Source organism: Amycolatopsis sp. NPDC049868, assembly GCF_044461365.1.
GTDB lineage: Bacteria > Actinomycetota > Actinomycetes > Mycobacteriales > Pseudonocardiaceae > Amycolatopsis.
This window is the reverse complement of the sequence record NZ_JBITKV010000002.1, coordinates 408,750-429,539: the sequence shown is the minus strand read 5'-3', so window position 1 is coordinate 429,539 and position 20,790 is coordinate 408,750. Positions and strand designations below refer to the sequence as shown.

Annotated in this window: 25 protein-coding genes; 9 read left to right on the top strand and 16 right to left on the bottom strand. The window is 65.3% G+C overall.

The window, feature by feature from the left end:
* Positions 1-68 precede the first annotated feature (68 nt).
* Both ACIBTM_RS10190 and ACIBTM_RS10185 read right to left on the bottom strand, forming a co-directional pair.
* Complete coding sequence (locus ACIBTM_RS10190; RefSeq protein WP_395876779.1) at positions 69-1,295, bottom strand: M14 family metallopeptidase; 1,227 nt, start codon at positions 1,293-1,295, stop codon at positions 69-71.
* A gap of 116 nt (positions 1,296-1,411) precedes the next feature.
* Positions 1,412-1,999, bottom strand: coding sequence for a TetR/AcrR family transcriptional regulator (locus ACIBTM_RS10185; RefSeq protein ID WP_037335180.1), 588 nt, complete (start codon positions 1,997-1,999; stop codon positions 1,412-1,414).
* Positions 2,000-2,122: 123 nt separating this feature from the next.
* Here ACIBTM_RS10185 and ACIBTM_RS10180 point away from each other — a divergent pair, with 123 nt between their 5' ends.
* On the top strand, positions 2,123-2,587 hold the full coding sequence (locus ACIBTM_RS10180; protein ID WP_395876176.1) for a GreA/GreB family elongation factor: 465 nt from the start codon (positions 2,123-2,125) through the stop codon (positions 2,585-2,587).
* 91 nt (positions 2,588-2,678) lie between these two features.
* Here ACIBTM_RS10180 and ACIBTM_RS10175 read toward each other — a convergent pair whose 3' ends face one another.
* The 6 genes from ACIBTM_RS10175 to ACIBTM_RS10150 all read right to left on the bottom strand — a co-directional run bounded on the left by ACIBTM_RS10175 (position 2,679) and on the right by ACIBTM_RS10150 (position 8,917).
* The gene (locus tag ACIBTM_RS10175) at positions 2,679-4,211 is read right to left on the bottom strand and encodes a PstS family phosphate ABC transporter substrate-binding protein (RefSeq protein WP_395876175.1); all 1,533 of its coding nucleotides are present in this window, start codon (positions 4,209-4,211) and stop codon (positions 2,679-2,681) included.
* Positions 4,212-4,283: 72 nt separating this feature from the next.
* Positions 4,284-5,771, bottom strand: coding sequence for a flavin-containing monooxygenase (locus tag ACIBTM_RS10170; RefSeq protein WP_395876174.1), 1,488 nt, complete (start codon positions 5,769-5,771; stop codon positions 4,284-4,286).
* Positions 5,768-6,253, bottom strand: a complete 486-nt coding sequence (locus ACIBTM_RS10165) for an FAD-dependent oxidoreductase (RefSeq protein ID WP_395876173.1) — start codon at positions 6,251-6,253, stop codon at positions 5,768-5,770. The genes ACIBTM_RS10170 and ACIBTM_RS10165 overlap by 4 nt, the downstream gene beginning before the upstream one ends.
* Positions 6,250-7,179, bottom strand: coding sequence for a ferritin-like domain-containing protein (locus ACIBTM_RS10160; protein ID WP_395876172.1), 930 nt, complete (start codon positions 7,177-7,179; stop codon positions 6,250-6,252). Before ACIBTM_RS10160 ends, ACIBTM_RS10165 begins: the two co-directional genes overlap by 4 nt.
* Entirely contained in the window at positions 7,179-7,994 is an 816-nt protein-coding gene (locus ACIBTM_RS10155) for an SDR family NAD(P)-dependent oxidoreductase (RefSeq protein WP_395876171.1), read from the bottom strand. The genes ACIBTM_RS10160 and ACIBTM_RS10155 overlap by 1 nt, the downstream gene beginning before the upstream one ends.
* The gene (locus ACIBTM_RS10150; protein ID WP_395876170.1) at positions 7,991-8,917 is read right to left on the bottom strand and encodes an alpha/beta hydrolase; all 927 of its coding nucleotides are present in this window, start codon (positions 8,915-8,917) and stop codon (positions 7,991-7,993) included. The genes ACIBTM_RS10155 and ACIBTM_RS10150 overlap by 4 nt, the downstream gene beginning before the upstream one ends.
* A 44-nt stretch (positions 8,918-8,961) precedes the next feature.
* Here ACIBTM_RS10150 and ACIBTM_RS10145 point away from each other — a divergent pair, with 44 nt between their 5' ends.
* Positions 8,962-9,600 carry a TetR/AcrR family transcriptional regulator gene (locus ACIBTM_RS10145; RefSeq protein ID WP_395876169.1) on the top strand — a complete coding sequence of 213 codons (639 nt, stop codon included), beginning with the start codon at positions 8,962-8,964 and terminating at the stop codon, positions 9,598-9,600.
* Positions 9,601-10,021: 421 nt separating this feature from the next.
* Here the strand turns inward: ACIBTM_RS10145 and ACIBTM_RS10140 are convergent, their stop codons facing one another.
* Positions 10,022-10,903 (bottom strand): DUF4231 domain-containing protein, encoded by an 882-nt coding sequence (locus tag ACIBTM_RS10140; RefSeq protein ID WP_395876168.1) that lies wholly within the window; start codon positions 10,901-10,903, stop codon positions 10,022-10,024.
* Between the two features lie 198 nt (positions 10,904-11,101).
* On the opposite strand from ACIBTM_RS10140, the gene ACIBTM_RS10135 reads away from it, so the two are divergent.
* Together ACIBTM_RS10135 and ACIBTM_RS10130 are read left to right on the top strand one after the other, a co-directional pair.
* Positions 11,102-11,611, top strand: a complete 510-nt coding sequence (locus ACIBTM_RS10135) for a nucleoside-diphosphate kinase (RefSeq protein ID WP_395876167.1) — start codon at positions 11,102-11,104, stop codon at positions 11,609-11,611.
* Between the two features lie 497 nt (positions 11,612-12,108).
* Positions 12,109-12,363 carry a hypothetical protein gene (locus ACIBTM_RS10130; protein WP_395876166.1) on the top strand — a complete coding sequence of 85 codons (255 nt, stop codon included), beginning with the start codon at positions 12,109-12,111 and terminating at the stop codon, positions 12,361-12,363.
* 81 nt (positions 12,364-12,444) lie between these two features.
* Here ACIBTM_RS10130 and ACIBTM_RS10125 read toward each other — a convergent pair whose 3' ends face one another.
* The 3 genes from ACIBTM_RS10125 to ACIBTM_RS10115 all read right to left on the bottom strand — a co-directional run bounded on the left by ACIBTM_RS10125 (position 12,445) and on the right by ACIBTM_RS10115 (position 14,086).
* A complete protein-coding gene (locus ACIBTM_RS10125) occupies positions 12,445-12,861 on the bottom strand; it encodes an NUDIX hydrolase (RefSeq protein WP_395876165.1) in 417 nt (138 codons plus the stop codon).
* Positions 12,858-13,532: an NUDIX domain-containing protein gene (locus tag ACIBTM_RS10120; protein ID WP_395876164.1), complete on the bottom strand. Its 675-nt coding sequence runs from the start codon at positions 13,530-13,532 to the stop codon at positions 12,858-12,860. Before ACIBTM_RS10120 ends, ACIBTM_RS10125 begins: the two co-directional genes overlap by 4 nt.
* A gap of 125 nt (positions 13,533-13,657) precedes the next feature.
* Complete coding sequence (locus ACIBTM_RS10115; RefSeq protein WP_395876163.1) at positions 13,658-14,086, bottom strand: transcriptional regulator; 429 nt, start codon at positions 14,084-14,086, stop codon at positions 13,658-13,660.
* Positions 14,087-14,251: 165 nt separating this feature from the next.
* Here ACIBTM_RS10115 and ACIBTM_RS10110 point away from each other — a divergent pair, with 165 nt between their 5' ends.
* The 5 genes from ACIBTM_RS10110 to ACIBTM_RS10090 all read left to right on the top strand — a co-directional run bounded on the left by ACIBTM_RS10110 (position 14,252) and on the right by ACIBTM_RS10090 (position 18,231).
* Positions 14,252-14,527 (top strand): helix-turn-helix domain-containing protein, encoded by a 276-nt coding sequence (locus ACIBTM_RS10110; protein ID WP_395876162.1) that lies wholly within the window; start codon positions 14,252-14,254, stop codon positions 14,525-14,527.
* Complete coding sequence (locus ACIBTM_RS10105; protein WP_395876161.1) at positions 14,524-14,868, top strand: WhiB family transcriptional regulator; 345 nt, start codon at positions 14,524-14,526, stop codon at positions 14,866-14,868. Before ACIBTM_RS10110 ends, ACIBTM_RS10105 begins: the two co-directional genes overlap by 4 nt.
* Positions 14,865-15,197 (top strand): hypothetical protein, encoded by a 333-nt coding sequence (locus ACIBTM_RS10100; protein WP_395876160.1) that lies wholly within the window; start codon positions 14,865-14,867, stop codon positions 15,195-15,197. The genes ACIBTM_RS10105 and ACIBTM_RS10100 overlap by 4 nt, the downstream gene beginning before the upstream one ends.
* Positions 15,194-16,039 carry a hypothetical protein gene (locus ACIBTM_RS10095; protein ID WP_395876159.1) on the top strand — a complete coding sequence of 282 codons (846 nt, stop codon included), beginning with the start codon at positions 15,194-15,196 and terminating at the stop codon, positions 16,037-16,039. Before ACIBTM_RS10100 ends, ACIBTM_RS10095 begins: the two co-directional genes overlap by 4 nt.
* A gap of 233 nt (positions 16,040-16,272) precedes the next feature.
* Positions 16,273-18,231, top strand: coding sequence for a cell division protein FtsK (locus ACIBTM_RS10090; protein ID WP_395876158.1), 1,959 nt, complete (start codon positions 16,273-16,275; stop codon positions 18,229-18,231).
* Positions 18,232-18,397: 166 nt separating this feature from the next.
* Here the strand turns inward: ACIBTM_RS10090 and ACIBTM_RS10085 are convergent, their stop codons facing one another.
* From ACIBTM_RS10085 to ACIBTM_RS10070, 4 genes are all read right to left on the bottom strand, one after another.
* Entirely contained in the window at positions 18,398-18,715 is a 318-nt protein-coding gene (locus tag ACIBTM_RS10085; protein ID WP_395876157.1) for a transcriptional regulator, read from the bottom strand.
* Between the two features lie 170 nt (positions 18,716-18,885).
* Entirely contained in the window at positions 18,886-19,728 is an 843-nt protein-coding gene (locus ACIBTM_RS10080; RefSeq protein ID WP_395876156.1) for a S1 family peptidase, read from the bottom strand.
* Between the two features lie 42 nt (positions 19,729-19,770).
* Positions 19,771-20,043: a hypothetical protein gene (locus tag ACIBTM_RS10075; protein WP_395876155.1), complete on the bottom strand. Its 273-nt coding sequence runs from the start codon at positions 20,041-20,043 to the stop codon at positions 19,771-19,773.
* Complete coding sequence (locus ACIBTM_RS10070; protein WP_395876154.1) at positions 20,033-20,311, bottom strand: hypothetical protein; 279 nt, start codon at positions 20,309-20,311, stop codon at positions 20,033-20,035. The genes ACIBTM_RS10075 and ACIBTM_RS10070 overlap by 11 nt, the downstream gene beginning before the upstream one ends.
* Between the last annotated feature and the right edge of the window lie 479 nt (positions 20,312-20,790).

Below are 20,790 nucleotides of genomic sequence, written 5' to 3'. Positions count from 1 at the left end.
AAAGTCCGTGAAGGCCTCCTTCCCTACCTTGAGAGTAGGGAAGGAGGCCTTCACGGAGCTCTGTGGCGTCAGCCGATGGCGGTGTTCAGCAGGAGATCCACGGCCTTGTCGTTACGGGTGGTCTCCCGGACGATCACCTCGTCGGGAGGGTAGAAGCCGGGGTTCGAACCCCGCGGGTACATCTCGAAGGTGAAGCTCAGGATCTTGTGGGTGCCCCACAGCCAGTCGTCGATCGTCCCGTCGGTGATGTACAGGTCGCTCGACTGCTGCGGCGTGTAGCCGTTGGTCGCCGCCAGCTGCCGCCCCAGCGTCTGGAACCGCTGTGCCTCGGCCGCCGTCATGCCGGGCGCGGTGTCGTTGTAGGTGAAGCCGAACGGCCACAGCACGAGCTCCGAGTAGGTGTGGAAGTCGATGCTCGCCTTGATCTGCTGGACGCCGCCGATCTTGCGCGAGTTGACGAAGTTGGACACCGCCCTGGTCTCCGGCGCGGAGAACGCCGACGGGCCGCGGTAGGTCTCACTGGTGGTCGAGCCCGACGAACCGCCGCAGCAGCCCCAGTTGTAACCCCAGTTGCGGTTGGGGTCGGTGCCGTTGCCCTGGCGGTTCTTGCGCCAGTACTTGTAGCTGCCGCCGGAGATGTCGTACTCCGAGCCGTCGGGGTTGACGTTCGGGATCACGTAGATCTCGGTGCTGTCGACGAACCGTTTGATCGCCGGGTCCGAGGCGTAGCCCTGGGTGAACCGGTTCACGATCCGCAGGCACATCTCGGTGGTGAGGTGCTCACGCGCGTGCTGGTTGCAGGTGAACATCACCTCCGGCTCGTTCTCGTCGGTGCCGACGTTGTCGCTGATCTTGAGCATGTTCAGCGCCCGGCCCTGATACGAGTTGCCGACGCTGCTCAACCGCGCGATCGACCCGTGGTTCGACTGGGCGTTGCGCAGCTCCGTGGTGACTTCGGCGTAGTTGTGGAAACCGGAGTCCGACGGCGGGAAGTCGTTGATCGCGTTGGTTCCGGCCTTCTCCGACCGGTCGACCACGCCGCGCTGCTCGACGCGGTAACCGAGCGAACGGATCTTCGCCGCGTCGCTCGCCTCGCCGATGAACGTGGTCGTGCCGCCCGCCGAGCCGAGGACATCGACGCCCAGCCGGGAGATCTGGGTGCGCTGCTGGGAAGTCCCGGTGCCGAAGACCTCGTAGATCTGGACCTGCGCGTCCTCGGTCTGCTGGTCGGCGGTCGCCGGACTCGCGGCGACCGGGATGGTGAACGCCGCGACGGCCGCGATCGCCACGGCCATGCACCGTCTTATGCGCATCGTCGTCTCCTAGCTCTCAGGCAAGGGAAGGGGAACCTCACCATGACCGGAGCCGGAAGAGCGAACAATCCGTAACGCTACGGATCTAATGCGTATTTCTAGCCGTAGTTCGCGAAACAGAGCGCTTCGATGTCACCACGCAGTGCGGCGAACGGCCGCCGCCGGACGCGCTGCTGGACGATCGCGCCGAGCAGATAGGACAGTAGGGCCCGCGCACGCGCCCTGGGGTCTTCGACGTCGAGCGGGGCGAGCAGTTCCGCGAGCAGTTCGGTGATCGAGGTCAGCATGACGTCGATGGCCTGCGGGTGCTGCGCGCGGCCCGCGGCGATCCAGTACTCGAACCAGAGGAAGGCCGCGTTCGGACGGCCGGAGAACTCGGCGAGGAAGGCCTCCAGCGCCGCGAAGAGCCGCTCATCCGGGTGATCGTGTTTCGCCGATATTTTGCGCAAATCGGCGGTGAACGTTGTGATGTGCGCCGCCATCGCGCGGTCGATCAAGACGTCGATGTCCGCGAAGTAGTAATGAATCGCACTCTTCGTGAGCGGCCCGGCGTCCGCGATCGCCCGCACGGTGCAGCCCGCGAGCCCGTCCCTGGCGAGCACGACACGCGCCGCTTCGACGATCTGTTCCTGTTTCTGCAGCTGATTGGGGGAGAGCCGCGCGCTGCGGCCGGGAACGGCGGTCACGAAGTTCCTTACACCAAGTAGTCAGGACACGAGCCCTGAAGCTTAGGGCAGCCGTCCTGTCCGATCACAGCGGGTGAAAAATCTAGGTGGCTAGCCGCCGATCCGTAGCGGACAATGCCCGGCATGGTGACCTCAGGGGACAACGGGTTCAGCCCGGCCGCACGACGGCAGCTGGAGAAGGAACTCGCCGATCTGCGTGCGCAGCGCGACGCGATGGCGCCGCTCGTCGGCGAGCAGGAACGAACCGGCGACGCCGCCGACCAGGCGGAGGTGCTGGACCGCGCGGAGGCCGCCGCCTACCTCGACCGGCGCATCGCCGACGTCGCGGCGAAGCTCGAACACGGCGGCCGTGACAGCAAGGGCCTGCTCCCCGACGGCACCACCGTCACCCTCAGGTTCGCCGACGGCGACGAGGACGAGCTCCACATCGTCACGATCCCCGGCGAGGACGCGGACGCCTCGACGGTCACCTCGGACAGCCCGCTCGGCCTCGCGCTCGTCGGCGCCAAGGAGGGCGACGAGATCAAGTACCGGACGCCGCGTGGCGAGACCAGCGCCACCGTCGTCACCCTGAAGCCGCCTGCCTGAGCGCGCTCTCCCCGGATGTCAGGAAAGGGTCTTTCAGGACATTTTTCGTCCTGAAAGACCCTTTCCTGACACTTGAGCGCCGGTCACGCCTTCACGCGCCCGGACGGCACAGCACCGGATTCGCCAGCTCGGCGCACGGCCGGTGCCCGTGCGACCGCACGATGTCCTTGCCGACCTGATTGGTCAGGTACCGCAGGAAGCTCGCGACGAGAGAGTCGGCCTTCGGCTCGCCGAAGGTGTACGCGTACTCGGTCTCCCAGAACGGGTAGGCCGCGTGGATCGCGCCCTCCAGGGTCGCCTGGTGGCCGTCGATCCGCACCGGCCGCACGTCCTCGCGTTTCGTGGCGGCGCCCAGTTCGCTGTAGCCGAGCGCGCCCGGCACCCGCGACACCGCGTCGAGGACGTCGTTCGTGGACGGCTTCGCGCACCGCACCACTCCCGGCTGGGCACCCGGCGCCGGTTTGAGACAGTCGTCGGAGTTGTCGCCCGGTTCACGCTTGCCCGCCAGGATCCGGCCCTCGAACGTCCGCCGCGTACCGGAGTCGGAATGCCGGTCGACGAGCCGGACCGGCCGGTCCTTGCCGCCGATCTCCCGCCAGTTCGCGATCTTGCCGTCGTAGACGTCGCGGATCTGGGCGAGCGTGAGGTCCTGGACCCCGGCTTCGGCGTTGATCACGAGCGTGAACAGCGAGAACGCGACCGGCCGCGGCAGCAGTTGCGGGAAGCCCTCGCTTTTGGCGCCGTCGGAGAACGCCAGCACGCCGTCGTTCCCGGCCTGGTTCAGGCTGCCGAGTCCCTCCGCGCTCCCCCGGGTGTCGAAAACGAACGACGCGCCCGGGCACGTCTTCGCGTACGAAGCCGTCGCTTCCTTCAGCACCGGCGCGAAGGCCGTCGATCCGGTGATCGTGAGCTTCCCGGACGCGCAGTCCAGCGGCGGCGGCTTCTCGTCGAAGAACAGCGAACGGGTCAGCTGGAAGATGCTGATCACGACGAGGAACAGGATCAGCGCCATCACCGAGCCCGTCGGCCCGGTGCGGCTCTTGGTCTCACGGAGGCTGCCGCCCTTGATCTCCCCGATGACCTGAGGATCGTCGAAATCGTCGGGCGAGCCGTCGGGGACGCGGTCGAGCACGGCGAGGATCTTGTAGTGCGCGCCGCGGTTCAGCGGCACCCTCGGCAGGTCGATCACGCCGGAGGGCCGTTCGGGGTTCTCGTCGCGCGCGCCCCACCCGGAGTCGTCGCCGAAGCATTCGTGCAGATGCGGCGAGCTGAGTTCGGTCACCACCATCCCGGCCACGGTGCGGCCGGGGAACTTCACGCGGATACCGACGCGGTCGTTCTCGTTGACCGCGTAGTCGTCGGTGTCGATGTCGGTGGTGCCGTTGTTCTCGATGCGCAGCAGGACGAACGACGGGTCGACGAGCCGCTCGCCGTTCTCGTGCTGCAACTGGGCGAGCGCGTCGGCCGTCGGCGCGAACCCGCGCCCGGACGCCGTCGGGGTGTCCATCTGCACGCGGTAGCCGAGCCGTTTGCGGCCGACGAGCACGAACTCCCACAGGAACGCGACGGCCGGGACACCGATCCCGGCCACCGCGAGCAGGACGTCCCAGGGAAAGCCTTCCAAGACGAGCCTCCAGGTTCGGGGAATCGAACCTAAGGCCCGTCACGGCCGGGGACGGCGGACTTCAGCCAGTGTTCACCGGCCGTCCGCGAAGGCGTAGTCGTCGAGGTCGAAGAACCGGCTGGTCACCATCGTTTCCAGCGTGGGCGAGGCGCGGAACGGCACGTCCCCGTTCGCGTCGAAGTAGTAGCTGTTGGCCAGCGAACAGCTGTCCTGGAAGAAAACCTGGTGTTTGCGCCGGTCCAGCATGCTCCGGAAGTACCGGTCGTTGGCCTCGCTCGTGACCTCCACGCGGGTCGCGCCGGTCTTGTGCGCGTTGCGCAGGCAGCGGATGATGTGCGCGGTCTGCGTCTCGATGAGGTTGAAGTACGAGGAACCGTTGTAGCCGTAGGGCCCGAGAACGGTGAAAAGGTTCGGGAAACCGGGGACGCTGACACCTTGGTAGGCCTGGAACCGGTTCTCCTCCCAGAACTTCTCCAGATCGGCGCCGCCCGCGCCGCGCACGGTGAAAGCGGGCATGTTGCCCTTCTCGAACACCTTGAACCCGGTCGCCAGCACCAGGACGTCGACCGGATACTCGGTGCCGTCGAGGGTGCGCACGCCGGATTCGGTGATCGCGTCGATGCCGGTGGTCTCCAGCGTGACGTTGTCCCGGTTGAACGTCTGGAGGTATTCGTTCGAGAAGCTCGGCCGCTTGCAGCCCAAGGCATAGCGCGGCGTCAGCTTCTCGCGGGTTTCGGGGTCCTTGACCGCGCGGCGCAGATGCGCGCGCCCGATCCGCTCGCCGGCGCCCGCGGTCGGCAGCAGATTGTGGAAATGCGCGGCCAGCGGGAAGGTCACCTCGACGAGGGCCTGGCTGGCCAGCCGGGAAACCAGTTTCGCGCCCGGCAGCCGCCGCAGCGCGAGCCGTGCCGTCCGGGGTAGCGCGGCGTCGGGTTTGGGCAGGCACCAGATCGGCGTGCGCTGGAACACCGTCAGCCGCGCGGCCTCCGGCGCGATGGACGGGATCACCTGCACGGCCGAGGCCCCGGTGCCGACCACGGCGACGCGTTTGCCCCGCAGGTCCACGCCGTGGTCCCAGCGCGCGGTATGCATCACCGTGCCGCGGAAACCGTCGATCCCGTCGATGTCCGGCGGCTTCGGCTGGGTGAGCACGCCGGTCGCGCCGACGACGAACCGCGCCGTCAGCGGCCGGCCTTCGGCGGTTTCGAGGCGCCACAAATGCGTCTCGTCGTCGAAGGTCGCGGAGACGACCTTGCTGCCGAGGCGCGTGCGGCGGCGGATGTCGTACTTGTCGACGCAGTAGTCGGCGTACGCCTTCAGTTCGCGGCCGGGAGCGTAGACCCGTGACCAGCCGGAGATCTGCTCGAACGAGAACTGGTAGCTGAACGACGGGATGTCGACGGCGACACCGGGATAGGTGTTCCAGTGCCAGGCGCCGCCGACACCGTCGCCCTCCTCCAGCATCAGGAAGTCTTCGAAACCGGCTCGGTGCAGCAGGATCGCGGCCCCGATCCCGGAGAATCCCCCGCCGATGATCGCGATCTCGTGGTCCGGCGTCATGCGGGAAGTCCTTCCTTGGCGAACAGCGAACTCACGCCGAGCACGATGACGTCGGCCTGGTGCTCGATACCTTCGGCGGTGCGGATTCCGTGTGGCGCGAAGGCGTAGACCGGCCAGGTGATGAGCTTGCAGCCGGGCCGCCGAAGCGCGCCGTAGTAGCCGAGGCCCGGCGCCGTCCGCCGTGAGCCGAAGCGGCGGTCGGGCGTCAGGAGCCTGCGGATCCAGGGGTCTTTCACCTGCCAGCGCAGGAAGACCCGGGCGACGGCGACGCCGAGGACGGTCGGCCCGGGTACCGGCATCGGCACCACCCAGTCCGGCTCCTCCTGGAACACCTTCACCGAGCGCGCGGTGGCCACCACCTCGGGCACGATCTGCGCCGCCTCGCGGCCGGGCGCGACGACGGCGACGCGCTGCCCGGTGAAGTCGTGCCCGAACCATTCGGTGCCGCGCAGCACCTCGCCCCGGAAGTCGCCGAGGCTCATGACGCGACCGGTTCGTGGGTGATCTCCTCGGTCCACGACTGAGGCTTTCCCAGCAGCCGGGCGGGGATCAAACGGGTCACCTTGACCATCGGGTCGGCGAGCAGCCGGTGGTAGACGTGCGAGCGGTCGACGATCATCGCCGCCTGTGCCTTGAGCACGTGGTACGCCGGGATGCGTTTGGTGAACTCGCCGCGGCCGCCGATGGTGGTGAACCGCTTCACGGCGTTGTACAGCTTCTTCTCCGGCAGGCCCATCGCGACGATGTTGTCCCGCATCTTGTTGATCAGCGGGACGAACACCACGATCAGGCCGAGGACGATCTGAGGTTTGAGCGAACCGATCGATTCGGTGAGCAGTTTGGTCGTCGATCCGGCGCCGATCAGTTCCAGCACCTCGAAATCGGCCGTGATGTGCCGGGCCTCGTCGGAGTTGATATGCCGGAAAACCTGGTGACACACCGGATCGGAGACCTCTTCGAGCAGGAACTTCACCAGTGCGCCGTCCAGCGCGCATTCCAGCAGCGGGATGAGCGTGGCGAGCGCCGTCAGCGGCAGTGTGTCGCCGTAGTCGTCCAGGACCTTGATGGCGAGCTTGACGTTGATGTTCGGCTCGGGCATCGAGCCGTGCTCGTCGAGCATGCCCCAGCGTTTCATCAGCGCCAGTTCCGCGTTGGCGTGCTTCTGTTCCTCGGCGTGGAAGTAGCGATAGATCTCCTGGATGACCGGCGTCGGCGCCTTCTTGGCCAGCGAGGCGAACCCGCGGGCGCCGACGTGCTCGATCCAGACGAGATCGGCCATGAACGGGCGCATCTTGGCGCGCAGATCGTCGGTCATCGTCTCGGCGCCGGGCGCGTCCCAGTCGATGTCGGCCAGCGACCACTGCTTGTCCTTGATGGTCTGGAGCATCGCGGCGAAGTCGTAGGCCATCACTTCTCCTTTTCGGCGGGCAGGAACCGGCCGAGCAGACCGGCGATCCGCGTGTACGGGACGGGCACGAACCGCTTGGCGTGCCACAGAAGCTGGGCGTCGGGTTGCGGCACCACATACAGGCGGCCGCGATCGTGGGCGTCGAGCGTCATCTTCGCGACGCGCTCCGGCGAGAACCCGACCACGTCGGAAACCCGCTTGGCGAGCCCACGGGCCTCGTCTTCGATGAGCTCGCCGCCGAAGATGTTGGTGCGCACTAAGGTCGGGCACAGCACGGTGACCGCGACGCCGGTGCCGGACAGTTCGGCGGAGAGGGTCTCGGAAAGGCTGACGACCCCTGCCTTGCTCACGTTGTACGCGGCCATCCGCGGCGCGGCGGTGAACCCGGCGGCCGATGCGACGTTGATGACGCCGCCCGCCTTCGCCGCGCGCATGGCGGGGACGAAGGTGTGGCAGCCGTGGATCACGCCCCAGAGGTTCACTCCGAGCGTCCGCCGCCAATCGGACAGCGGGCTCTCCCCGACGAGTTTGCCGCCCGCACCGATCCCCGCGTTGTTGACGACGAGGTCCGGCTCGCGGCCGAACCAGGACCGCGCCTGGCTCGCCATGTCCGCGACTTCGTCCACATCGGACACGTCACAGGCGATGGCGACCGCGTTATCGAGCGTTTTCGCGGTTTCTTCGGCGGCTTCGAGGTCGATGTCGGCGCAGACGACGCGGCTGCCGCGCCGGACGAGCTCGGCAGCGATCGCCCGCCCGATCCCGCTGCCCGCGCCGGTGACGACGGCATGTGCTCCGTGGGTCCGCTTGGTCATGCCGCCCTCACGATCGCTGGAAGGTTCCCGGTGAGGAAGCGGCAAGCCCGCTCCATCGCCGGCGCCGCTTCGGGGACGAAGCGGGTCAAGGCCTGGAAGACATGCATCTGGCCGGGGACCACGTCGAGTTCGCAGTCCGCTCCCGCGCGGCGCAGCGCCCTGGCCAGCTCGATGGCGTCCGCGGCGAGCATTTCGAGCCCGCCGGCCTGGATGATCGTCGGCGGGAAGCCCTTGATGTCGTCGAAGGCGAACCGCAGCCGCGCCGACGCGAGGTCGGCGTCCACTGTGTACAGACCGACCAGCCGCGCGGCCGCGGCGGCGGAGATCATCGGATCCGGGCGCATGCGTTCTCGTTGGGCGGCCAGCGAAAACGTCACGTCGAACAGCGGTGAGAAGAGCGCCAACGCGGCAGGCGGGGCTTTTCGTTCCCGGATCAGCTGCGCCGCGAGGTCGACCGCGAGATGCCCGCCCGCGGAGTCGCCCGCGACGAGGATCCGGCGGTATCCCTGGCCGAGGAGCCGGTCGTAGGCCGCGCGCACGTCGTCGGCGGCACTCGGGAAGCGATGCCGCGGCGCGAGCCGGTACTCGCAGGCGAAGACCGGCAGCCCGGTGCCGTCGGAGACCCGCGTGGTCAGCCCGCGATGCGTGCGCGCCGAGCAGAGCGCGTAACCGCTGCCGTGGATGTAGAGGACCACGGCGTTGCCCTCGCTCACCTCGGGCGCGCGGACCCACTCGCCGCGGATGCCGGGCTCGATGCGGCTCCCCTTCAACGGCGGCGACGCCAGCCACAAACCGCTCGCGATGAAGGCCCGGGAGAACGCGACCCCCGCGCGATTGGCCGGGATCGCGTTGGCGATCGGCCGCACGAAGGCGGACGTCAGCGCGGAGGCCAACCCGGCTCGCAGGCCATTCTGCGGTCGCATGCCCTCAGAATGAATCTGAGGGCACCTGCTGTCAAGATGGAGGGGTGACCGCGTCCCGCCGCTACAGCGGCAAAACCGCCGACGAACGCCGCGCCGAACGGCGGCTGACACTCCTCGGCGCCGCGCTGGAGATCTGGCAGGAACAGGGCTGGGCGGCGGTCACCATGCGCGGCGTCTGCGCGCGGGCGAACCTGACCGACCGGTACTTCTACGAGAGCTTCGCCAACCGCGACGCGCTGCTCGCCACCGCCTGGGAACAGGTCCGCGACGAGACCCTGCGGATGGTCCTCGACGCCGTCGCCGCCCATATCGAGCAACCCGCGCTGGACCAGCTCCGCGCCGCCGTCGACGTCGTCGTGCACCACGTGCAGGAAGAGCCGGCCCGCGCGCAGATCCTGTTCGGCGACCACGCGGGCAGCGCGGTGCTGGAGCAACTGCGGCGGCAGACCGTCCAGGAGACCACCGGGCTGCTGATCGACCTGGCGCGACCGCATCTGAAGCCGGACGTGGACGGGCTGGAGTTCCGGGTCAATGTCCTGCTGGGCATCGGCGGCTTCGTGGAGATCATGCTCGCGTGGCGCTCCGGGCTGCTCGACGCGGACGCGGACACGCTCGTCGAGCACCTCACGGGGGTGGGCACGTCGCTGTCGCGGATGTTCCTCAAGAGTGACACCAACGGGTGAACTTTCGGCGCGGCCCCGATGCCGGCCCGGAAACGAGTCAGGGCCCCATCCGGAGTGTTCCGAATGGGGCCCTGACCTGCGGAGCCGCCTAGGGGAATCGAACCCCTGACCTATTCATTACGAGTGTGCCCGTCTTTGATCAATATGACTTCTACCAGGCATTAGAGTTCCCTTGACATGGACCGAGATGCCTCCAGCTGCACCATTGCACCCCAGTTCGGTCCACGATCCGGTCCATAAAAACTGTGAGTCAGATCACTTCCCAAGCAAGCCCCTTGGCACGACCAGTCATTACGGAACGTGACAGAACTACGTGACACAGGGAATGTGCTCGGCCTTGTCAACGCGGTGGCCCACGAAGGCCCTGCCATCCAAATCTCCTCCCGCCTCCCGAATCGAGACACGGCGACTCTTCGGCCGATCACTCCTTCTTAGTTTCCACCGGCTGCTCAAGCTGTTGCTGACGCTTGCTCTGCTCGTCGCGGATCATCTCAACCTGCTGACAGAACAGACGATAGGCATCCGCCTCGTCTGAACAGTGCGCATATCGCCCAACGCGGAGCTGAACTGAATTGTACTCTCGCTCAACCAAGTCCGACGCTTGCTGCAGGTTGAATGAGCGTTCCCGGAACTTATAATAGCCATTAATTCCAGTAGCTATCCCAACCACCAGACTAATGACAATAGCAAGCACTCGGAATATCGAGAATGAAACCGATGCAGTCGTGATAGCAGAGGTTGCAACTGATCCAATGATAGTAATCGTCTGAAAACGATCGTGACGACGTTTATATCGGCTAGCCTGTTGCCTATAGTCTTCAATTACCGTTGCGGCACTCTCGCGATACTGATGCCGCACCTTCAGTAGCTTGTGATCATCATCGTCGTCGACGGCATCGTCAAGTTCATCCGCAACTCTCTCATTATACAGTTCGCGCATCGTCGCCAGGTCGACACGACCGACAGAGCAATTCCACACAAACATCAAGGTCAGGATGGCCGCCGACAAGGTTAGCGCGATCGCCAAGCCGAGAATAGAGTAGTACAACCAGCCAGTTTCAATAAATTGGCGCCAAACATGAAAAACCACAAGCGCCGTCAACAGAACAGCAAAAAGGAGAGTCAGCCATGCCGACACCGCCCGCCCTGTCCGCCACGTTCGCAAGCGATTTTCCGAGCGAATAATTACCCTGCGAACATTTCGAGAAGGTTCATCGTCTCCAATCACTCGATAGGTCGGCGCTTTTACAACCCCTTTCAGCCACGATGTGAATTTCTCGCCTGAAAAGTACTCTGCGGCCACGAATTCCCCTCGTCACCCAAATGACCAAGCGATATATTATTTCCCCTAAGCAACCAGGCGTCAATACTCTTTTAGAGCTAATTCCAAAGGAACTTCGACTTGCCAGAGGTGTCACCCTCAATGAGGCGCTGAAGCTACCGAGTGAGCGGCGCGATAACGCGGTACGATTCACACATCTCACAGACAGTAAGGGGAACCATGACTGACTCGTCAGACCTCGGCGTCGAACGGACCCTTGTACTTCTCAAGCCCGACACTCTTGTACGAGGACTCGCGGGACGCATCCTTACTCGCTTCGAGGACGCCGCACTCAAGGTCGTCGGCGTGAAGATGAAACACATGGATGCCGAGTTCACGCGCAAGCACTACTTCGACTTGGAAGAGCGCGCCGGTACCGAGATCTACAACACGACGGCTGCATTCATGCAGACTGGACCAGTTATCGCGCTCGCCCTTGAAGGGGTCGACGCCGTGGCCAAGGTTCGGAAGATCATCGGTCCGACGTTCCCTAACGAAGCCGCGCCGGGCACCGTACGCGGCGATTTCGCTCACCAGACCAAGGCATCGTCCGAAGTGAGCGGCAAGGCCGTGATGAACCTCGTGCACGCGTCCGGCAACTCCGAAGAGGCCAAGTACGAGGTGGAACTCTGGTTCGGCGCGGCCGAGCAGTTCGACTACGAAACCCTTGCCGAGAAGCTTGCCTACTGACGGACGGCTACCAGAATGGCCCACGAAACGGAAAGCAGCACTTCGCTAGCCGAGCTATGCGCCGCGTTCGAGGCCGAATCTGTCACCGACAGGAGAGCAGCAGCCGAGACTGCATATGCACTCGCTTGTCGGTATCGAAACGAGGATGTAGACGGCACCCGCCAGTTCGACACGGCGGGCAAGTGGGCACGCCGAGCGATCGCCATTCTCGATACACTCCCGTCAGCCTCACTTATGGACGTTGCAAGTACCAGAACTTCTATCGGAGGCGTGCCCATCCCAGGGTTGTTGCACTCAGGTGTCGTGCACGAACGCCTCGGCGACGTACTGTACTGACCTACCTACGGCGCAAGCGGCCCGCGCACGGCTTCGACTGTCGCGGGCCGCACTCATTCCAACCTCATGCCCCCGCCTGAGTCCCCGTGCTACCACATTGCCTGTAACAGCTGACGTCACATAAGCGACTTACGTGCACCGAACCGAAGGGAAGGTGCGCCATGGCGATCGAAGTTCATACCAAAAAGAAGATCTTCAAGTTTCACGAAGCGACGTCGTGCAAAGAGAGTGCGGGGCATCTGTACGTTACTAAGCCCGCCGGAGTCGGCGCCCAGGTAATGGCCATGTTTGCGGCAGGAAACTGGTCGTATGCCTATGAAATTGGGTCAGCAGACATCGAAGACACGAGCGATCCGAACCAATCTTCAGATCCTCATCCTCGCGGCTACGTAAACCTTGACCCCAGTGAGGTGTAGCTAGGTAGATCAACCGGCTTATTCCAGCGAGAATAAGGACCGAGCCCTGCGTCGACCACTTCGGACGACGCAGGGCCTGAACTACTTCGACAGATATAAGTCCAAGTACTCCTGAACCGGCTCAAAGAACGGGTAAGGAACGTAGTTAGTCAACTGCTGGCCGTCGGACCAAGCACACTCGGCCAGTTCGTCGTCATCTACGACGGCAGCAGTGCCGCCAATAACCCGACAAGCGACATAAATCATCGTCCTGCCGGTGTTGGGGTGGACGCGTTCGCCGAGTACCGAGACGTCTTTAACCTCAAGTCCGGTTTCCTCGCGGGTCTCGCGAACGGCGGCAGCAGTTGCCGCCTCGCCTTCTTCGACTTCCCCAGCGGGGAACTGCCATGACAGACTCCCCTCCTTAACGCGCCGACGCACCAACAAGACACGACCCTCATGCACAATGACAGCCGCCGAGATCGGCTTTTCCTTGTTAACGTCCGCTGTCTCCGTCATTCCGGTATCTCCAAGACTTCCAATATGGGTGGGAAAATTTGGTCCGGCGGGATAAATCGAGTTATTTCGGCCTTCTCGACCCATACAACACTAACATTCTCCAGGACGTCCATGTTCTGCGCCTCCCCTGTCAGGTACTCGCATAGCATGTACTCCGCCTGAACGTGAGTTATCGGATGAAGCCGACTTCCGATCTTGCGGACGACCGAGCAATGAACCCCGGTTTCGTCGAGCGTCTCGCGGACAGCGACTCTTTCCGCTGGCACTCCAGGCTTGACCATCCCAGCCGGGAACTGCCATGAAATACCGCCGCCGTCTTCGCCTCGACGACAGACGATCAACACGCGCGTTTCGTCGACAACGACGGCAATCGCGATCGTGAGCGCCTGGACCGCATCACCACCGACGTCCGACACGGCAGGCTCGCCCTCCGGCTCGATGAGCCGTTTGAAACGCGCCTTTGCCGAGTCCGAGGCGCGTTCGAACGCGGTATCTAGCGCGTCCTGCATCTCCGACCGTGGCGTGACGTCCGGCTTGGAGTGCCAGGCCGCAACTGTCCGTTTCGCGACGCCCAAGTGCTGCGCAAACCCCTCGTTGCTCATACGTAGAGCAGCCTGCAACGCGCACGCCGTCCGTCCGGTCCATTCGTTCACGAACTCCAGAACGAACACCCCCCAAGACGAGAAAATGCATCGGCAGTGCACTGGTTGTGCACTGCCGATGCACTGGTGATGCATCGTTTGCGACGGCGGTTCGACGTTGACTTAGAGGCATGAAAGAAAGCCATTCGAACCCCTCACCGGCGACGCGAATCACGGTCCGCGGGCAAGCGATTAAGGACCGACGCGACGTTGGCATTAACCTCGTCGAGCCGATCGCTCAGCCCGTCCATTTCGCGAAGCCGAGCGGTAATTTCACGCAACTGGTGCTCAATGACCGCAAGTCGGCCCGGGATGTCGTCATCCCCCCGCATCGTTGGTTCCCCTACCTCCGGGGGACGACGGCCCGCAAGTACCGCCGCAAGGTGGCCCGCGTGCAGGTCAAGCGCAAGGGACAACGCCTCAAGCGTGCGGTCACTGCGGCGACGCTGCGCCGTGTTGTGCTGGATTTCGCGAACAGTCGCCTTGGAAACCTGCGAGCGCGCAATGAGCTCGCGCTGACTGATACCGATCTCAGTCATGCGCTGATTGATCGCTCTTGCGACTGCCGCCCAGTCTTCCGACACGTATTCCTCCGCGCTCCGCCTCGACGCCGAGACTAGCGCGGCTCGCCATTCGGCCGCCCACACTCCGCGCCCGCGCGGACACATTCGGACCCTTTTGTGCCGTTACGGGATGAAATCATCCCGTAACTCAGATTCAAATAAGACTTTCTAGCCAAGGGATACCTCATGGATACCCACCAGAACGTCACGCCGACGTTCTTCACAGTCGGGGAAGTGGCGCGCATTCTGCGCGTCAATCCGGTGACGCTGTACCGCGCCATCCGCGATAACGCGTTCCCTGCCGTCCGCATCCGCTCTCGCTACGTCGTTCCCGCCGCCGCCCTAAACGAACTGATCGCCGAGGTCACGTCGTCTGGCGGCTGCATCGATCTCGCCGAGTTGATCGCCAAGCGCCGCATGGAGCGCGAGGCCGGTCAGGTGGCAGGGGGTGCGTCGCAGTGAATTGGGACGAGTACGAGGAGATTGCCGACAAGCTGGACCGCTACGCCGCCGTTCCGGACGACGTACTGACCGAGATTGTCACAAGAGACGGTCTGTGCTTCTGGGCATACGACCGCACGGAGATTCCAGAACTGTCCGGAGAGGACACGCCAGACAGGGAACTGGCTGCGCGGATGTGCGCCGGGTGCCCGGTCATCGATGAGTGCCTAGAACTCGAACTCCGGTCGGCCGGTGCCGACACGATCGGAGTCTGGGGTGCTCTCGCCGACTCCGACCGCCGGGCCGTACATCGAATCTGGCAGATGCGCCGAGCTAACCAGGCGGGAGGTGAGCAGCGATGACGGTCAACCTGACGCCAACTCAGATCCTCGCCGGAATCGGTGTCCTGCTCGCCTTGTTCGTTGTCTGGCGGTTCGGCGCACGCAAGGCGCGGCGTGCCGCCGACGCGGCCCGTGCCTCCGCGCGGATGGTTTCACTCGCCGGACGCGTCTTGTTCACGGGCGCCGCGTTCACGGGCGTTCAATGGCTGGTCATCACACATCCCGGCAACCCCACGTTGCTCATCGTGGTGCTCGGCGTGCCGAACTTGATTGCGGCTCACGTGCTTACCCGCGCGTTGACCGTCACATCGCTCGACGCGACCAACCATCGTGGTGGTGGTCGACGATGACCGAACAGACACAGGGAATCGGGTTGGAAGGGGTGGCCGCCTCCGGGCGGCCGCCCGCCCCGACTCCGGCGCAGCGGCTCGCCCGCGATGCTGCCGATGCGGCCGAGGTTCGCCGCTGGCAGGACCACCCGGATGTGATCGCGCTAAGAGTCGAACGTGTCCGGGCCCAAGTGGATCGGTTGTGCTGGGCGGGGATCGTGTTGGGTCTAGCGTTCACGATGGCCAACGTGCAGTGGTTCGCCGCTGCTGGTTCGGTCCCGTGGTCGTTGCCATGGCTGGCTGCTTGGCTCCTTGACCCAACGGTGTCGCTGGTCCTATTGGCGATCCTGCGAGCCGAGCAGGTGACCGCGCGGTACCAGGTCCACACGGGCCGATGGGTCCGCGCAGCCAAGTGGTTGGCGTTGGGCGCGACGTATGTCATGAACACCTGGGCGTCGTTCGCGGCCGGGTCGCTCGCGGGGGTAGTGCTGCATTCGGTTCCCCCGCTGATCGTGTTCGCCGCCGCCGAGGCGATCACGGACCTACGGGACAAGCTCACCGAGGCCGTGAACGCAGCGTTCACGGAAGCCGCCGAACGTGCCGAGCCGCCCACGCTGGTCGACAAACCTCCGGAGGAGCGTAAGCCGAAGCCGAGCAAGGAGCGGCGAACGAAGTCGACACGACGGAAGTTGTTCGCGGACTACCTCGGGGACGCAAGGCGAGCGTGGGCACCCGACGTGGTCATTACCCCCGCATGGATCCGCGAGGTCACCGGTTGCTCTCGGGGGCTGTCACCTCAGTTGGCCGCCGCGCTCGCGGACGAACTCAACAGCACGCCGGACGGAGAGGAGACACAGTCATGAACGCGGAAGACAAGACACCCGTGAACGCTGCCACCCTCACCGCCCGCGAGGGTTCACGAGACGTCGAGCACGTCGGCCCCGTCCTCGAAGCCGAGCTGATCGACGACACGTTGCCGCAACCACGCCGCCGGACCATCCGGCGCCGGTTCGTTCGGTGGTGGCAGCACTCGCCGCGCGTGCCGCGTGCACTCAAGAGCAAGGCACAGGCCGTGCAGGCTGCCAAGGACGCGGTAGTGGCAGTGCTCAAGTCGCCATGGCGGTACGTCGGCGCGGTCGTGCGCGGTCTGGTCGTCGGCGCTCGGTGGTGGCGGAAGTGGGTAGCAGTGCGGGACTACCGCACGGCGGCCGAGGAGTCGGAGAAGCTCGCCGACAAGTTCACGGAGATTCGTGAACTCACTCTGTTCCGTTGGAAGGTCACAGGTGCCGTGACCGCCGTCGTGGCTCTGGTGGTCGCTGTGACCGATCTCGTGTACGGCGCCGATCCGCTGTGGATAGCCGGGGTCGTCGCGTCAGTCGCTCTGGCGATCCTTGGCCGCCGCAAGGACGGCAGCCCCGGCCGGAAACCGGCGCTTGCGGGTCCACGGACGCTCACGTGGACGATGGACCCGCAAGTCCTCGTGGACGCGTACCGAGACGCGAAGCTGATCGGCAAGGACGAGAGTCTCCGGTTGGTCGAGAGGGCACACCGCATCGGAGACGGGTGGGCAATCGTGGTCGACCTTCCGGCCACTCGGAAGGCGGCCGACGTCGTCAAGAATCGGGATGCGCTCGCGTCGGCCCTGGCGGTGGATGAGGTACAGCTCATCGTTGAGCGTGTGCGCGGCAACGGTGGGCACGCCGGGCGGGTTTCGATGTGGGTTGCCGACGAGGACCCGTACAGCTCGCCGCCGCTGCGTACTCCGCTGCTCGGGGTGCCGAAGTGGGACGCGTGGCGGCCGGTTCCCTTCGGCCGGGATGCGCGAGACCGTCGGATCGACCTGCCGTTGGTTTGGACGTCGCTTCTGGTCGGTGCGATTCCTCGGCAGGGGAAGACGTTCGCGGCACGGCTCGCGGCCTCGGGACTCATCTTGGACCCCTGGGTCCGGCTCTACGTGGCGGACTTCAAAGCCGGTAAGGACTGGGACGCCGCCGGCCAGGTGGCTCACCGGTTCATGGCCGGCGACGAGAGCGAGCATGTCTTGGCCCTGATCGACTGGCTAGTGGAACTGGTCGCCGAGGTACAAGGCCGGTTCCGACGGATGCGGGACCTCGACGACCTGACCTGTCCGGAGTCAAAAGTCACCCCGGAGATGTCCCGAGACGGGGAGCTGAACATGCCGATTACGGGCATCTTCGTTGATGAGGTCCAAGTGCCCTTGGAGGACCGGACTCCCGTTGTAGTGCAGGGAAAGAAGGTCACCGCGGGCGAGTACGTCGGCGAGCTGTTGACGTGGCTCGCAAAGAAGGGACCAGCGGCCGGGATCGTGTTGGTACTGGCGACGCAACGGCCAGACTCGAAGACGATTCCGTCCGGGCTTCGGGCAGTGCTCGGCTCGCGGTTCGCGCTTCGGGTGATGGACTGGCGCGACTCGAATATCGTGCTAGGCGAGCAGATGAACACGCGAGGGTTCGACTCAAGCCGTCTCCTGCCGTCGCACAAGGGCGTGGGCATCTTGCGACCGGACGGGGATACGGCGGCCGGTGCGGACGTGCTCGCGATGATGGTTCGGACGTACTACATGCCGAACGAGGATTGGCACGCCATCTGTCAGCAGGGCCGAGCGGTTCGGGAAGCAGCCGGGACACTCAGCGGACACGCCGCCGGACAGGACACCGCGCCGACGCTGGACCACGCAGCGGTTGCCCGTGCCATCGGCGCAGGCAACGACGGCAAGGCGCCGGAACCGGCCGAGCCGATCGAGCTGCCCGAACCGCTCGCGTCAGTCGTCGCGTACCTCGGCGACGACCTCGACGAGGACGGCCGGGACTTCGTACCAACGTCCGAATTGGTCTCCGCGCTCGAAGTCGAACCGACCGCGTTCGGGCGTCGGATGGGCGACTTCGGGTGTCGTTCGGAGCGGGACCGCGTGGCAGGCAAGGATGGCCGCACGCGTCAGGTACGCGGCTACTTCACGGCCGACATTCGGGCCGCCCTCGAAGCCATCGGTAGCGGCGCGATCGATCCCGATGGGCTCGACGGGGACGACCCGTAACCCGTCTCACGTACCCGTCACGCCGTCACAGGCGGCGTGACGGGTACAAACACCCGCCGAGCAGGGGATACGTGATCTGTGACGGGTGAGACGGGCACGCCGGAACCCGTCTCACCCGTCTCAAAACGGCTTCCTGAGGCCAGGTCTGTGACACGTCCGAAGACCGTCACAGTTCGTCGGCCGGAGGTGGCCCGTCGCACGCTGCCGCGCCTGCTTCGACGAGTTCCGCCGCGCGGGAGACGATGGCTTGCAACGCCTCCAGATGGTTGGCGAGCCGCTCGCAGCCTTCAGGGGTGAGCCGGACCCACGTTCGACGGCCCTTGCTCCGGTGAACCTCGACGATGCCCGCCGCGCTCAGCTTCATGAGCTGACTGGACAAAGTCCCGGACGTCACTCCAAGCGCATCGCAGATGAAACCGAACGCGCACCATCGCATCTCGGCGAGCAAGGTCACGATGAACAAGCGCGCGGGTGCGGTCAACACGGGGTCAAGATCTCGGCTGAAGCTCGCGATGGAGGCAGGTCGTTCGTGTCCCTTGCGACGCATTGCGGAGAGCACTCCGTTTCTCCTCTGTCCTTCGGTTATGACACGGTGAAGCAGCCGTCAGGCCCCTGGCTTCGTGCGCCGGGGGCCTGACGGGTTGACCAAGGGGGCTATGCAGCGGCCGGGACTCCTCGGGCCGTGTCATAGAGCCAGGTCCGGAAGTCCGGTGTACTGCTGTAGACAGTCGGCCGGACCCCCGGATACGGCGATCCAGCCCGGCTACACGTGCCGACCAGACTTGGGACCCCGCGCACCAACGCGATAGCCGGACCGCCCGAGTCCCCGGCACCCGGCCCATCGGTGCCGTGCGGGTTATTGGTACAGATCTCGGCCGCCGACTGGGCAACGTCGGCGCACCGGTCCGGACGTAGAACGGTCGTATCGAGTTGTTGAAGCCGAACGGGCAGCCCGCTAGGGACGCCGTCCGGCTGGTCCGTGCCCCAGCCGTAGAGCGTCACACGGGAACCCGGCCGGGCCGCGTGCCCGCCGAGCTGGATCGGCTGTGCGCTCACCGCGCGATTGAGCTTGAGCAGCGCAATGTCGTTCACCGCCTGCTCAGGTGCCCCGGCCGCCCACTTCCAGCCGGGGTGTACGACGATCTTGTCAACCTTGGCCGTCTCACCACCTTGAGTACGGTCCTTGGAACCGACCCGCACGGAGAACGTTTTCGCCGACGTGGGGACGCCGCCCGGCTCTCCGGGCATGTCAGTAACGCAGTGAGCAGCAGTCACGACCCAGCTCCGGAACAGCAGGGCGCCACCGCAAGTGTGGTACGCGAAGCGGCCGTGTGCAGGAGCGTCGTACTGCACAGACGCCATCCAACCGGTGTCGCCCGTGGCCTCCCGGCCACCCACCAGATTCGGTTGTACGGCGGCCGTCGCGGGACTTGCGCCGAGCAACCCGGGCAAAGCCAGCACGGCGACAGTGAACGCAATAGCAGATTTTCGCAACATTCCTCTTTCTTGTTGTGTGCCAACGGTGTGCTGGCAACTTGGTCAGCCCTTGGGAGGTGCTTCCTGGTGTCGCGGCGGAGTCAAGAAGGCCGTCACCCGCCGTTCTACGGCCGGAATCCGACACAGTTCGTCGAGCAGAAGCACCCCCGGCCAGGTGAGGCCGACCGTGATCGATATGACGATGGCCCGCGCCCGGGTGTGCCCCTGGAACCATGGCCACGGAACCTTCGCGGCTACCTCTGCATAGGCCTCGCGGCCGAAGTGCTGCCCGGCCACAGCCCACAGCAGCACCACGGAAAAGACGTCAGTCGTCATTAGCTTGTGCACTCTCCTCGTGATCAGGTGATCCGCCCTCGGACACTTCCGGGGCGGGGGTCGGTGCCTCACGTAGACACCGTTCGCACGGCATCCCGCGAACTTCGCCGTGTAGTTCGAGTTCGTCGCGGCCGAGCACCACGCCGCAATACGCGGTCAGTTGGTTCGGGATCTCTTCCCCGGGCGGCACCTTGAACACGTGCACCACCCGGCGCGATTCGCCGACCGTGCCGGGCAACTGGCGCCCGAAGAACAAGCGAGTGGTCATCGCTCACCCCGCAAGGCGTGGCGTCCGGCGGGAACGGGCGCGTTCGGGGCGCTGCCCGCCCCCGCCGGAACTTGGGGCCGTCGGTCCCACTCCGATGCTTGCCGCTGATGCGGAATCACCTGAGGAACTGGCGACGGCTGCGTGCGCCGGATCAGGCGGCGCCATAACGCGGGCTTGCGATGCCGAGGCGGCCGCATACGTTGCTCGACGGTCGGCAGCGTTGACCGTGCCTGCAAGAACGCGGAGCAGCGTGGGCAGGGAGTCCCGGGCGGCACCAACATGGACGTGGCCACCACGATGTGACCGCATAGCGCTTCGTACCGACCTCTGGATAGCGCCTGTTTGCCCTTGTAGAACGCCTCATCGGTGACCGCGTGATCCAGTCCGCCGTACTCGCTCCGATGCCAACATACGTAAACCCCGGCTCCTCTACCCGGCCGTTCGTAGCTCACAGGCACGCCTTTCCCCAAGGTCTAAAT

Excerpts from the sequence above, each read along its gene's own strand:
- ACIBTM_RS10190 (WP_395876779.1), bottom strand. The coding sequence starts at position 1,295 with ATGGCCGTGGCGATCGCGGCCGTCGCGGCGTTCACCATCCCGGTCGCC.
- ACIBTM_RS10180 (WP_395876176.1), top strand. The coding sequence starts at position 2,123 with ATGGTGACCTCAGGGGACAACGGGTTCAGCCCGGCCGCACGACGGCAG.
- ACIBTM_RS10170 (WP_395876174.1), bottom strand. The coding sequence starts at position 5,771 with ATGACGCCGGACCACGAGATCGCGATCATCGGCGGGGGATTCTCCGGG.
- ACIBTM_RS10165 (WP_395876173.1), bottom strand. The coding sequence starts at position 6,253 with ATGAGCCTCGGCGACTTCCGGGGCGAGGTGCTGCGCGGCACCGAATGG.
- ACIBTM_RS10160 (WP_395876172.1), bottom strand. The coding sequence starts at position 7,179 with ATGGCCTACGACTTCGCCGCGATGCTCCAGACCATCAAGGACAAGCAG.
- ACIBTM_RS10155 (WP_395876171.1), bottom strand. The coding sequence starts at position 7,994 with ATGACCAAGCGGACCCACGGAGCACATGCCGTCGTCACCGGCGCGGGC.
- ACIBTM_RS10150 (WP_395876170.1), bottom strand. The coding sequence starts at position 8,917 with ATGCGACCGCAGAATGGCCTGCGAGCCGGGTTGGCCTCCGCGCTGACG.
- ACIBTM_RS10135 (WP_395876167.1), top strand. The coding sequence starts at position 11,102 with ATGACTGACTCGTCAGACCTCGGCGTCGAACGGACCCTTGTACTTCTC.
- ACIBTM_RS10130 (WP_395876166.1), top strand. The coding sequence starts at position 12,109 with ATGGCGATCGAAGTTCATACCAAAAAGAAGATCTTCAAGTTTCACGAA.
- ACIBTM_RS10125 (WP_395876165.1), bottom strand. The coding sequence starts at position 12,861 with ATGACGGAGACAGCGGACGTTAACAAGGAAAAGCCGATCTCGGCGGCT.
- ACIBTM_RS10110 (WP_395876162.1), top strand. The coding sequence starts at position 14,252 with ATGGATACCCACCAGAACGTCACGCCGACGTTCTTCACAGTCGGGGAA.
- ACIBTM_RS10100 (WP_395876160.1), top strand. The coding sequence starts at position 14,865 with ATGACGGTCAACCTGACGCCAACTCAGATCCTCGCCGGAATCGGTGTC.
- ACIBTM_RS10095 (WP_395876159.1), top strand. The coding sequence starts at position 15,194 with ATGACCGAACAGACACAGGGAATCGGGTTGGAAGGGGTGGCCGCCTCC.
- ACIBTM_RS10080 (WP_395876156.1), bottom strand. The coding sequence starts at position 19,728 with ATGTTGCGAAAATCTGCTATTGCGTTCACTGTCGCCGTGCTGGCTTTG.
- ACIBTM_RS10075 (WP_395876155.1), bottom strand. The coding sequence starts at position 20,043 with ATGACGACTGACGTCTTTTCCGTGGTGCTGCTGTGGGCTGTGGCCGGG.
- ACIBTM_RS10070 (WP_395876154.1), bottom strand. The coding sequence starts at position 20,311 with ATGACCACTCGCTTGTTCTTCGGGCGCCAGTTGCCCGGCACGGTCGGC.